This window comes from Nibrella saemangeumensis (assembly GCF_039541915.1).
Taxonomy (GTDB): domain Bacteria; phylum Bacteroidota; class Bacteroidia; order Cytophagales; family Spirosomataceae; genus Nibrella; species Nibrella saemangeumensis.
Genome location: NZ_BAABHD010000002.1, coordinates 37,041 through 49,192, shown reverse-complemented (window position 1 = coordinate 49,192; position 12,152 = coordinate 37,041). Strand labels below are relative to the sequence as shown.

Sequence of the window (12,152 nt, the reverse complement as noted above, 5' to 3'; positions counted from 1 at the left end):
ATACCTATGCGGAAGAAAATTGTAGCCGGCAACTGGAAGATGAACAAAACCCTCGACGAAGCCACGGCCCTGGTGTCTGAGGTGGTCAATATGGTTAAAGACGAGGTCACCGGCGATGTTCAGGTGGTGTTGTGCCCGCCCGCCATTTATCTGACTACCGTCCGGCAGTACCTGTCCGGGGATGGCCGTGTAGCGCTGGGCGCGCAAAACTGCCACGAAAAGGCCTCCGGTGCTTATACCGGCGAAGTATCAGCCCCCATGCTGCAATCAATTGGGGTGCAGTACGTGATTCTGGGCCACAGCGAACGGCGGCAATATTTTCGGGAAACCAACGCGCAACTGGCCGAAAAAGTAAACCAGGCGCTGGCAAACGGACTCACACCCATCTTCTGCTGTGGTGAATCGCTGGAGCAGCGGGAAGCTGAGATTCACCAGGTTTTTGTGCGTACGCAACTTACCGAAAGCCTGTTTCATCTGTCGCCGGAGCAGTTTGCCCGCATCGTCATTGCCTACGAACCTATATGGGCTATCGGCACCGGCCTGACAGCCAGTACAGGGCAGGCCCAGGAAATGCACGACCTGCTGCGCCGGCATATTGCCGAAAAATACGGCGAAGAAGCAGCCCAAAGTACCTCCATACTGTACGGCGGTAGCTGCAATGAAAAAAACGCACCGGAGCTGTTTGCCTGCCCCGATGTGGATGGTGGTCTTATCGGCGGAGCTTCGCTTAAATCGCGGGAGTTTACTAATATCGTGAAAGCGAGACAGTAATGGCTGGTTAGTACAGAGGACCATGCGAAATTTTTAGACAGCTACGGCTGGATACCTTTGAGATAATTGATAACTTGGGCAGCATATAAGAGCTGCCCATTTTGTTTGCAGACGGGTACTTTCGGGAGCTGGGCACTAGCTTTTTGCCGGTTATCTAAACCCCAACCATCTATGGGACATGTACAAAACAAGCGCTTACGTACGGCTTTTCTGCTTCTGTGGCTTTTCTCCGCCTTTCCTGCGCTGGCCCAGCGTACCCAACTCAGGGGCTTTTTTGATTTTGTCACTTATTACCAAAACAACCGGGTGGGTTTTACCTTAGGTGAGCAAACCTTATTTATAACCTCTGAGCTGAATGATCGCTTTTCGTTTTTAGGAGAAACTTCGTTTCGGGTTTCACCCCAGTCGCCGACCGGCTTCAACGTAGCCGTTGAGCGGCTGGTCATTAAGTACAACTACTACGGAAACCATAATATTCTGGTCGGCAGGCACCACCCGCCCGTCAATTACTGGAACGATGTCTACCACCGCGGCCGGATTTTCTACCCTACTATTGAATGGCCGCTCCTGTTTAACGCGGGTATTATACCGTTACGGGGCACGGGTATCAGTTTTCAGGGAATGAATTTAGGTTCTTTACGCTTCGGCTATGATCTGATGGTTACCAACGGATTAGGGTCGGGTGACATAATCGACAATGACCGGTTTAAGGCTGTAACGGCTTCTGTGCATATTAAGCCGGTGCAGGAGCTTAAAGTGATGGCTTCTTACTACCATGATGTTATCTCTCAGGGAGCGATCGTGAACGACCGTCCTATTCGGCAACAGGTAACACAGAACCTGCTCACAGGCTCAGTGTCTTATTTTGGGAAGAAGTTTGAACTGGTAGCCGAAGGCACTTCGGCCAATAACCAGTCTGATTCAACGGGGGGGCGGAATACCCTGGCCTCGTATGTCTATGCTGGAGTCCGGGTGGCTCCAAAGTTTATTCCTTACATCCGGTTTGATAATATTCGGTACAGCACCGGCGAGGTGTTTTATTTTAAAGATAACACGACGTCATTTGTGGCCGGATTGCGGTACGAAATCAGCTACCTTACTGTTGTAAAACTGGAGTATCAAACCCGGAATTCGGAGGTTTCGGGTTCGTCAGATGCCTTGAAAGCACAGCTTGCCATCGGTTTTTAATCAATAGAGATGAAACACTTCATAAATCGTATAGGGACTATAGCCGGGTTGATCCTGCTGCTGGGTGGTTACACAAGCGGAGTAGTTCAGGCGCAAACCCTGGCGGCAGCAGATGGTCCGGATGAAGGCATTCGTATCCTGTTTTATCAGGAGGCCGGGCTTACCGTCATCGGTCACACGAGGGGCGTACCGGCCGAACTGAAAGAGAATCAGTTAAGAGCGATTTTGCGGGGAGAGCGCCAGCGGTGGGCCGACGGCACTAAAGTGATCATTGCCCTGATGAAAACCAATACCAACGTGGGGCTGGACACCGGCAAAAAGATTTTTAACATGACAGCGCACGAGCTTAACAAATACTGGCTGGCGCTGGTGTTTCAGGGTAAGGCCGATGCGCCTAACTTCTTCAATACCGAAAGCGAACTGGAATCGTTTGTAGCTCAGACACAGGGCGCCATTGGGGTACTCAGTCAACTCTCCGGAGCGGCTAAAACTGTGCTGGTCGACGGGAAGCGGTCTTTGTAGCGGACAGGTGTTTTAGTTTTTTCCTATGCGTACAACGGTAAAGACCAAGATCTGGATAACGGTGCTGACGGTTGTACTGCTGTTTACCTCGTTTATTTTGTTTTACGTTCCGATGGTGCAGGGACGTTACCTGCTAAACAACTTCAACAAGGAGGTTCAGAATTTTGCGCATACTGTGGCGCTGGGGGTCCGCATCGCCATGACTGAGCAGAACTTTGAAGGGGTGCAGATGGCGATGGACTTTGTGCGGGATGACCCGCAACTAAGGTATATCAGCCTGCTTCAGGTAGATACAGTCTGGAACGCCAATCACGCTGCTTTCAAGCTGAATAGAACCATTTTTAAGAGCTTCCCGGATAAGGCTGCTGTTGATGTACGTGCGGTTTCGAATGACTCCACCGTGGTGAAGCGCTCTGCCTTTGCTACACCGGCCATGAACGGCGAGATTCTGCTGGCGTTTGCTACCGACGAAATTGTGCAGGCTAAAAAGCAGATCCGGCTGGCTTCCCTGTTTTTCAGTGCTCTGGTATTGGGAATCGGAGGGGCCATCGGGCTTTGGCTGGCCAGGAATATTTCGGTACCGGTATTGGCGCTCCGTAATGCAGCTTACAAAGTTGGCGAAGGGGACCTGACCCAGCGCGTCGAAACGCGGACCAACGATGAGATTGCCGAACTAGGGACTGCTTTCAACAAAATGGTGGATGACCTGGCCGTAGCCCGGCGGGAGGTAGATGAGCGTACCAAGGAACTGCTTATTGAGAAGCAAAAGACCGAAGAACTGCTGGTCGACCTTCAGAAAACGCTGGCCGACCTGAAAGAAACACAGGAGCAGTTAATTCGTCAGGAGAAGTTAGCCTCCATCGGCCAGCTTACCAAAGGTATTGTCGACCGCATGCTGAACCCATTAAATTACATTAATAATTTCTCCCAACTAGCCGTCGATCTGCTGAGAGAAGTGAAGGATGTTTTAGAGCAGGAAAAGGATCATTTTACGGAGGATACCTATGCCGATGTAACCGACCTGCTCCAGCTTATCGAAGCCAATTTAACTAAAGTAGGCGAACATGGCGGCAGTGCCTCCCGGATTGTGAAAGGGATGGAAAAGCTCCTGAAAGAACGTTCCAGCGAGTTTATTCCAACGGATATAAATGCCCTGATCGAAAACAGTCTGAATATGGCGCTGCAAGAAGCACGGGCCGAATACAAAGGCCTAACCATAAAAGTGATAACGGATTTTGATAATACCGATCAGCAGGTCAGTGTACTTCCTTATGAGATTAGGTCAGTGATTATGAACCTGGTGAATAATGCGGTCTACTCCATTTACGAAAAGTCGCTGCGGGTTAACGCCTACACCCCTGAGCTATTCATTAAAACCAGGTTTTCCAGTGAGGGACTGGAAGTGCGGGTGAAAGACAACGGCAAAGGCATTTCCGAAACCGAAGTTAAACAACTGTTCTCACCATTCTTTACGACCAAGCCCACGGCTAAAGGTACTGGTCTGGGACTTTTTCTGAGCCAGGACATTATCAAAATGCACAGAGGGAATATAACCGTCGATACTCAGGAAGGAGAGTATACGGAGTTTAATATTATGCTACCGCTCAACGCTTGAGAACAGGCAGGCAACACCACTATTATAGCTATCTAAGTGTCAACACAGCATCATACCGCAGCCGACTGGGTGGCCAGATTGGGGATGCTGCCGCATCCGGAAGGAGGCTATTTTGCCGAAACCTACCGCTCCGCCGAAACCATTTCGCAGCATGCTTTACCTGGACGCTTTACTGGTGACCGCAACTTCGGTACAGCTATTTATTTTCTGTTGGAAAGCCGCCACTATTCAACATTGCACCGCATACAGGCTGATGAGATCTGGCACTTTTATACCGGAGGGCCACTAGAGGTGTTCGTAATTAATCCGGCAGGTGAGCTTTCGGTAATCCGGTTAGGCTATAATCCGGATCAGGGTGAGGTGTTTCAGGCGGTAGTACCGGCCGGCTGCTGGTTCGGTGCTAAACCGGCCACCGGTACTGAGTATGCGCTGGTAGGTTGCACAGTAGCGCCCGGTTTTGATTTTGCCGATTTTGAGCTAGCGCAGCGCGATGTGTTACTGAGTCAGTTTCCGCAGCACCATGCAATTATAGAGATACTTACGGCATAGGTTCTAAGGGGTACCAAGACGTAGGACCAGCATTCTTGCTGGTCCTGACATTACCGCAGACTTACGTCACCGAATTTAGAAACGACAATCACTCTGGCTCCGGTACCTCGCCCGATCTGACCGGAATACTGTCGGGTGGAAACGGGGCCCCGGCGGCTCTCGTCCTCGTTTGGTTGTGTCTTGAACTTGATTTTTGTGTCATTGGCGTAGCGGAAGCCACCATGGGTAACCGTTACGTCGAAATCATAATTGACATTATCAGAAGCGGGTAAGACAACAGATGAATAGTTAGCGTTAATCTTGACATCATCAACCGTTTTGGGTAACTGCTCGATCTTGAATCCGCCTGAGAAGTCGAGATTGATGTTACAGGACTGCTTTACCGTGCCGATTTTAGCGCCGGAGTAGTCGATGTTTCCTTCAATGCGGCCCACTTCGCCAATTTTCAGTTTGCCGAACTTGTTACTCAGCCACACCACATTAGCCTGGTCGAGGTCGAGACTGGAATAGGCAATTACGAGTTTACCGTTCTCCAGCTTGCGAATATCGGCCTTGCCGTACGCTACGTTAATGTCGTTCTGCTGGCCTGAAAGGTCGGTGGCGTAAAAATTACCGTACCGTTGGTGAACCGTCAGCGGGGCCCGGAATGCCTGAATATCGGTGTTGCCAAACCGGTTCTTTACGTTGAGCGCATTGGATTTTGGCATCGTAATGTCGTAGTCAATCCGAACGGAGTTACTTTCTTCCTGCCCGTCTTTATTCCGCCAGGTACCCATACGCCAGGTAGTAGCCGACCCTTTGTTAATAATCGTACGGAGTGAAATCTGGTCGCCGGAACGCTTTTCTTCAATCTCAACGGCATCCAGGTACCGCTGAATCATAGACTCTGCGCTTGAGTTCGCCGTAATAGTGATTTGCACCCGGATCTCATTCTTATCCCATAAGCCAACCTTTACCTGACCAAACTGATTATCGACCACCAGGTTGTCTTTGGAATTGACATCGTAAATTTTGATAATCGTTTTTCGTTTCTCGATGAGGCCTGTCTGAGCGGCCATTAACTGCATGGGCAGCAGGCAGACCAGCAAAACCTTACATAATGTTTTCATTGGATGGCTTTTCTTGATTTTTAATTCGTTGGATGACATTGAGTTGTTGGTTCAACAAGTCAATCTGAAGTTGAAGGTTCTGAATCATGGCCTGAATCAGGACCTCCTGATTGGGATTCTTCGGCAAATCCGCTTTCAGGTTCTTGTAGCTGTTTTCCAGCCGTTCGAGGTCCGTGGCAAACTGCTGATACAGGGCCGGGTTGCTTTCCGTTAACTGTTTTAGTTCAGCGCGTTTGGTATCAATAAGCCGGGTATACTGAACGAAGTCGCTGGCGTAAGCCGGGTTAACGGCGACTACTTCGGGCTGTTTGGTGATGCCGTACTGGCTGTTCAGGTACAAAAACCCGCTCGTCAGCATCAGCAGGGTTACAGCAGCCGCCACCCGCCAGTCAAACAGACGGCTCCGGAATGCAGAGCGGCCATACAGCGGTCTGACTTTGCCACCGGAGCGCATACCCGTTCCGGCCGGACCATCCGGCGATTCGGCATTGTTTGTTCCCTGTTCCAGCCCTTGTTCAATATCCTTCCATAAATCAAGTCGGGGCTCAAAGACATCGAAATCCTCCCGGTTATCCCGTATGAATCGTTCGAGTTTGTCTTTCATATTTAGTTTTTGTTACTACGGTTTATGTAGCCTGTTTATACAGGGGTGAAAAACGTTATTTTAAAATTTCGAGCAGCCGCTTCTTGGCTCTCAGGTATTGCGACCGTGAGGTAGACTCGCTGATGCCCAGCGTCTGTCCGATTTCCTCGTGATCGTATCCCTCAAACAGGTAAAGCGTCAGCACGATTCGATAGCCTTCCGGCAATGCCTGCACGGCCTGTCGGACCCGTTCGACCTCCATCTTGATGCCCTCCTCGTCGTACGGCTCGTCGTCGGCTATATCGTAGCCCTCGTCTTCGCCCAGACGGTACTCATCTATGTCGACCATCTGTAGTCCGGATGAACGGCCCCAGCGGCTGCGGAGGTGATTAATGGACCGGTTGACAACGATCTGCTTCAGCCACGCTCCGAAGGTTGACTGCTGACGAAACGAGCCGATGTTGTTGAAAGCATCCAGAAAAGCTTCCTGCAAGACATCCTCGGCTTCGCCGGCATGGTTCAGAATACGCATACAGACGTTGTACATAGCTTTTGCATATTGTCGATACAGCTCATATTGAGCCTTCCGATCGCCAAGTTTGCAACGCTCGACCAGGTCGGTGTGTCTATCTATGTAAAGTTTAGCTTCCAAAAGGTACGTACCGCGACGCTTCGCTGTTTAGGTCATTTTACAGACTAAAGACAAAGTACGCAAACAAACGTTGCACCACGTTTAAAAATTTTGCGAGTGGTAAACATTTTTTTCATACGTAATTGACTCGCTTTCACCTGCATCGGCGTAGCTGACCTGCTCCTCGCAATCAATCCTCCGCCAGCAAATTTTTTGCTACCTTTGGTTGTTATCTGATAAGGAGCGACTAGTTGATGATAGATTACTTATCGAGTTTGAATGAACCCCAGCGGCTGGCTGTTATGCACGGCGACGGGCCGCTGATGATTATAGCGGGAGCCGGTTCGGGCAAGACCCGCGTGCTGACTTACCGCATCGCGTATTTAATTGAAAACGGGGTTGATCCCTTCCGGATTTTATCCCTGACCTTTACCAACAAAGCCGCCGGCGAGATGCGTCACCGGATTGAGCGCGTCATTGGCACCGAGGCCCGGAATATCTGGATGGGTACTTTCCACTCGGTCTTTGCCAAGATTTTGCGGATTGAAGCCAAAGCCATCGGGTACACCAGCAATTTTTCCATCTACGATACCGACGACTCAAAGTCGCTGATCCGGAGCATTGTCCGGGAGATGGGGCTTGATGATAAGGTATACCGGGCAAATAATGTTTTCTCCCGCATATCGGGCGCCAAGAACCGGCTGATTGGTCCGGACGATTACCTGAACAACCCGATCATTCAGGCTGATGACGCTGCCGCCCGGATGCCGGAGGTAGGGCGCATTTATAAGCAGTACAGCCTGCGTTGTTTTCAGGCCAACGCCATGGACTTCGACGATCTGCTGTTCAACACGAATGTGCTGTTCCGCGACCACCTGGATATTCTGCACAAGTACCAGCATAAGTTTCAGCACGTGCTGGTCGATGAGTTTCAGGATACCAACGTATCGCAATACCTCATTACGCGTAAGCTGGCGGCCGTTCACCAGAATATATGCATCGTGGGCGATGATGCGCAGAGTATCTACGCTTTCCGGGGAGCCAACATCGAAAACATCCTGAACTTTCAGCGGGATTACGGTAAAGAGAACGTCAAGGTGATCAAGCTGGAGCAGAATTACCGCTCTACCAAAACCATCGTTCAGGCCGCTAATTCTATTATTTCCCGCAACCGGAGCCAGTTGGAGAAGCATGTCTTCACGGATAACGAAGAGGGGCCACTGATTGACATTATCAAGGCCTCATCGGACAACGAAGAAGGCCGGCTCATTGCAACCTCGCTGTTTGAGATCAAAATGCAGGAGGGATTGAAGAATACGGATTTTGCCATTTTGTACCGTACCAACGCCCAGTCGCGGGCTTTTGAAGAAGCCCTGCGGAAGCTGAGCATCAAATACCGGATTATCGGCGGTACGTCGTTCTATCAGCGCAAAGAGATTAAAGACCTGCTGGCATACCTGCGGTTCACGGTCAACCAAAGCGATGAAGAGGCTTTCAAGCGTATCATCAACCTGCCAAAGCGGGGTATCGGCGATACCACGGTCGCGAAGATTGCGGTGCTGGCGGCTGAGAAGCAGGTTCCGATTTGGGAGATTGTGTCCAACGTCACCAAACACGTAGCCGGCCGGGCCGGTATAGCCATTGAAGGCTTTGCCGATCTGATCAAAAGTTTTAAGCTGATGCTCGAAAAGAAGGATGCCTACGACGTAGCCTCTCACATTGCCAAAGCATCCGGAATTCTGAAGGAGTTGTACGAGGACAAGACGGTAGAAGGCCTGGCCCGCTACGAGAACGTACAGGAATTGCTGAACGCCATTAAGGAGTTTGTCGATAATCCGGAGAACGACGATAAAAGCTTGAGTTCCTTCCTGCAGTCTGTCTCGCTGCTAACCACCGCCGACGAGGACGATAAAGACGGTGACAACGATAAAGTCACGCTGATGACTATCCACGCGGCCAAAGGACTGGAGTTCCGGAACGTGTTCATCGTCGGTATGGAAGAAGACCTCTTCCCCAGCCAGATGATGCTCGAAAGCCGCGCCGATCTGGAAGAAGAGCGCCGGCTGTTTTACGTAGCCATCACCCGCGCTGAAAAGCGGCTGACGATGTCGTATGCAGAAACCCGTTATCACTACGGTCGCCTGAAGGTCTGCGAACCCAGCCGCTTTTTAATGGAGGTGGACCAGCGGTACCTCAAGATGGCCCGCATGCGCATGTCCGATTCCACCACTCAGGAGCGGGAAGTACCCTCTGGCGGTTCCATGAGCTTCGTTCGTTCACTGGCCCAGAAAACGGCTAAATCACAGAGTCCACAACCGGCTGTAGCGCACATCCCATCGGCTGATTTTGCGCCGAGTGATACCTCAGGCCTTGCCCCCGGTATGCGGGTGGAGCATATGAAGTTCGGTTTCGGCACAGTGAAACTCGTGGATCAGAACGGCACCGACCGCAAGGCTATTATACAATTTGAAACGGCTGGCGAGAAGACACTGCTGCTGAGCTTTGCGAAATTGAGAATTGTTGAGTAGAGTAGCGTATGATCAGATTCTTCAACGAGGATACCCCCTATAAACTCCCGCAGAAACAGACTGTCCGGCAGTGGCTTAAAACCCAGGCCGGACAAGAAGGTTTCGCAGTGGGGGAGTTAAACTACATCTTCTGCTCCGATGAGTACGTCCTGCAGGTCAACAAAGACTACCTCGAACACGACTACTATACCGACATCATCACGTTTGACCAGAGCGAGGAGGAAGGCAAGATTGAAGGCGACATATATATCAGCGTTGACCGGGTGACTGATAATGCCCGGCAGCTTAATGTACCTGCCGAGCAGGAAATGCGTCGGGTACTGGCCCATGGGTTGCTGCACCTCTGCGGGCATGGTGATAAAACAGATGAAGAAGCAGCGGCAATGCGTCGGAAAGAAGACGAGTGGCTCAAGGCATGGACTCACTAAAGGCACTCGTTAAGTTTTTGAGAACCATCTTGCGTTAATTAGCCGAAAGTCCGTATTTGCCGTTCATTCGAACGGCTTTTTTATTTTATTCAGTCCACTCATGTTTACCGAACAAGACCAGGATCAGATATTGGCGCAGGGCGCTACGCTCAACCAGATTGATGAGCAAATCCAGAACTTTGTCAAAGGCTTTCCCTACCTGCATGTGATCAAAGCGGCTACCGTCGGCGATGGCATTATCCGGGTCCCGGAAGATCAGTTAACCAGCTACATCCGGCGGTATGATGAGGCTTCCGGTGATTACTCCCTGATGAAATTTGTGCCTGCGTCCGGAGCCGCTACCCGGATGTTTAAATCCCTGTTTGCCGCCCTGGAAGGAAAAGCCGATAAAGCTACTGACGAGTTCTTTGCGCGACTGCAGGAGTTTGCTTTCTATGATGATCTCAAAGAGGTATTGGCAAAACAAGGCGTTGATATTGATCAGGCCGACCGGCAGACGGTATTAAAGGCCTTACTGACAGAAGAAGGCCTGGACTATGGCGGCCTCCCTAAAGGGCTATTGAAGTTTCATCGCTACCCGGATGGGCCGCGCACGCCGGTAGAGGAACATTTGGTAGAGGGTGCGGCTTACGCCAATTCCAACGGCCTGGTCCGTATTCACTTTACGGTATCACCCGAACATGCTGAGCGGTTTGACAAACTGATTGCTGAAGAGAAACCTGATTATGAAGCGTGGCTGGCCGTAGCCTTTGATGTCAGCTTTTCGGAGCAGAAAAAAGCAACGGACACCATCTCGGTGAACACAGACAATACACCCTTTCGCAACCAGGACGGTACGCTGCTGTTCCGGCCTGCCGGGCATGGGGCGTTGATCGAAAACCTCAACGATATCGAAGCCGACTTGGTATTCATCAAGAACATTGATAATGTTGTCCCCGATGAGCTGAAAGAAACAACAGTTACCTATAAGAAAGTGCTGGGGGCCGTACTGCTCGATACCCAGCAGCAACTGTTCCGGTTGCAGGATTTACTGGCGAGTGAAGACATCAGCGAAGGGTATCTGACCGAAGTGGATGAGTTTCTGCGTCGACAACTGAGTACGTTACCCCCGGCCAACTTCGACAATTTATCAAAAGCGGAAAAACTCGATTACTACCGCCGGAAACTGGACCGCCCCATACGCGTGTGCGGTATGGTTCAAAACGTAGGCGAACCAGGTGGTGGACCGTTCTGGGCGCAGAACAGCGACGGCTCCGTATCGCTGCAGATTGTAGAGTCGGCGCAGATTGACATGAGTAATGCCGGTCAGAAATCAACGTTTGAAACAGCTACGCACTTCAATCCAGTGGATCTGGTATGTGGATTGAGAAACCGGCAGGGACAGAAATACAACCTACCGGCTTACCGGGATCCGCAGACCGGCTTTATCACGCAAAAATCCAAAGATGGCAAAGACTTAAAAGCCCAGGAGTTGCCCGGGCTTTGGAACGGCGCAATGGCCGACTGGAATACAATCTTTGTGGAGGTACCGCTCCTGACGTTCAATCCGGTAAAAACGGTCAACGACCTGCTTCGGAAAGAACATCAACCCGCCTAGGTATTACGCAGACAGCAGGCCGGCATCATCATTGTCGGCTTGCTTCTCTCCAATAGGTATCTCTTTCGTTACCAGAGTCGAAGGATTAACGAAGGTCAGCAGGGTTGTATTCTCGTATACGCCAAGGTTGGCATCCCGCACCCGCTCCATAATGGGCTTGAGCGTACAGGTGATTTCGTCATCGCAGTCGTCGCAGCGAACGTAGAAATTCAGGGAAACACAGGGAGTAGGAGCAATAGGTCCATCAATAACCCGCAGAACCTGAGCCAGATTTACCCGACCCGGATCAACCCGTAACAGATAGCCTCCACCCTTACCTTTCTGGCTCTGAAGAATGCCGTGGTTGCGAAGCTCCAGCAGAATAGCCTCCAGAAACTTCTTCGGAATATGTTCTTTGGCCGAGATATAAGAGATCAATACAGGTCCTTTGCCAAACTCTTCGGTAAGGACTTTAAGCGCTTTGATAGCGTACTTCGCTTTCTTGGAAATCATTGTTACGGTGTATAAACTTGTCGAATGGCGGGTACTCGGTATGGGTAAATAGATCGGTTGGGCAAGTTAGGAACGTTCTCAATATCAGGCAACTTTTTAAACAGATTTTAACTTGTCCCGTTGTTTTACAATTCTCGTT

Annotated in this window: 12 protein-coding genes; 8 read left to right on the top strand and 4 right to left on the bottom strand. The window is 50.6% G+C overall.

Annotated elements, in window-relative coordinates:
- The first annotated feature begins 6 nt into the window (after positions 1-6).
- The 5 genes from tpiA to ABD949_RS00675 all read left to right on the top strand — a co-directional run bounded on the left by tpiA (position 7) and on the right by ABD949_RS00675 (position 4,645).
- Entirely contained in the window at positions 7-771 is a 765-nt protein-coding gene (gene tpiA / locus ABD949_RS00695) for a triose-phosphate isomerase (protein WP_345239641.1), read from the top strand.
- A 171-nt stretch (positions 772-942) separates the two neighbouring features.
- Positions 943-1,959, top strand: coding sequence for a hypothetical protein (locus ABD949_RS00690; RefSeq protein WP_345239640.1), 1,017 nt, complete (start codon positions 943-945; stop codon positions 1,957-1,959).
- Between the two features lie 9 nt (positions 1,960-1,968).
- Complete coding sequence (locus tag ABD949_RS00685) at positions 1,969-2,481, top strand: hypothetical protein (RefSeq protein WP_345239638.1); 513 nt, start codon at positions 1,969-1,971, stop codon at positions 2,479-2,481.
- A 25-nt stretch (positions 2,482-2,506) separates the two neighbouring features.
- Positions 2,507-4,096 carry a sensor histidine kinase gene (locus ABD949_RS00680; protein WP_345239636.1) on the top strand — a complete coding sequence of 530 codons (1,590 nt, stop codon included), beginning with the start codon at positions 2,507-2,509 and terminating at the stop codon, positions 4,094-4,096.
- A 36-nt stretch (positions 4,097-4,132) separates the two neighbouring features.
- The gene (locus ABD949_RS00675; RefSeq protein ID WP_345239634.1) at positions 4,133-4,645 is read left to right on the top strand and encodes a cupin domain-containing protein; all 513 of its coding nucleotides are present in this window, start codon (positions 4,133-4,135) and stop codon (positions 4,643-4,645) included.
- 50 nt (positions 4,646-4,695) lie between these two features.
- Here ABD949_RS00675 and ABD949_RS00670 read toward each other — a convergent pair whose 3' ends face one another.
- The 3 genes from ABD949_RS00670 to ABD949_RS00660 are packed head-to-tail and all read right to left on the bottom strand — an operon-like array spanning position 4,696 to position 6,989.
- On the bottom strand, positions 4,696-5,754 hold the full coding sequence (locus ABD949_RS00670) for a hypothetical protein (RefSeq protein ID WP_345239632.1): 1,059 nt from the start codon (positions 5,752-5,754) through the stop codon (positions 4,696-4,698).
- Positions 5,738-6,358: a hypothetical protein gene (locus tag ABD949_RS00665; RefSeq protein ID WP_345239630.1), complete on the bottom strand. Its 621-nt coding sequence runs from the start codon at positions 6,356-6,358 to the stop codon at positions 5,738-5,740. Before ABD949_RS00665 ends, ABD949_RS00670 begins: the two co-directional genes overlap by 17 nt.
- A gap of 55 nt (positions 6,359-6,413) precedes the next feature.
- Positions 6,414-6,989, bottom strand: coding sequence for an RNA polymerase sigma factor (locus ABD949_RS00660; RefSeq protein WP_345239629.1), 576 nt, complete (start codon positions 6,987-6,989; stop codon positions 6,414-6,416).
- A 233-nt stretch (positions 6,990-7,222) separates the two neighbouring features.
- Here ABD949_RS00660 and ABD949_RS00655 point away from each other — a divergent pair, with 233 nt between their 5' ends.
- The 3 genes from ABD949_RS00655 to ABD949_RS00645 all read left to right on the top strand — a co-directional run bounded on the left by ABD949_RS00655 (position 7,223) and on the right by ABD949_RS00645 (position 11,521).
- Positions 7,223-9,496 carry an ATP-dependent helicase gene (locus tag ABD949_RS00655; protein WP_345239628.1) on the top strand — a complete coding sequence of 758 codons (2,274 nt, stop codon included), beginning with the start codon at positions 7,223-7,225 and terminating at the stop codon, positions 9,494-9,496.
- Positions 9,497-9,504: 8 nt separating this feature from the next.
- Entirely contained in the window at positions 9,505-9,924 is a 420-nt protein-coding gene (gene ybeY, locus ABD949_RS00650) for an rRNA maturation RNase YbeY (protein WP_345239626.1), read from the top strand.
- A 100-nt stretch (positions 9,925-10,024) separates the two neighbouring features.
- On the top strand, positions 10,025-11,521 hold the full coding sequence (locus ABD949_RS00645; RefSeq protein WP_345239625.1) for a DUF4301 family protein: 1,497 nt from the start codon (positions 10,025-10,027) through the stop codon (positions 11,519-11,521).
- Between the two features lie 3 nt (positions 11,522-11,524).
- Here ABD949_RS00645 and ABD949_RS00640 read toward each other — a convergent pair whose 3' ends face one another.
- Positions 11,525-12,013 (bottom strand): RrF2 family transcriptional regulator, encoded by a 489-nt coding sequence (locus ABD949_RS00640; protein ID WP_345239624.1) that lies wholly within the window; start codon positions 12,011-12,013, stop codon positions 11,525-11,527.
- Positions 12,014-12,152: the final 139 nt, after the last annotated feature.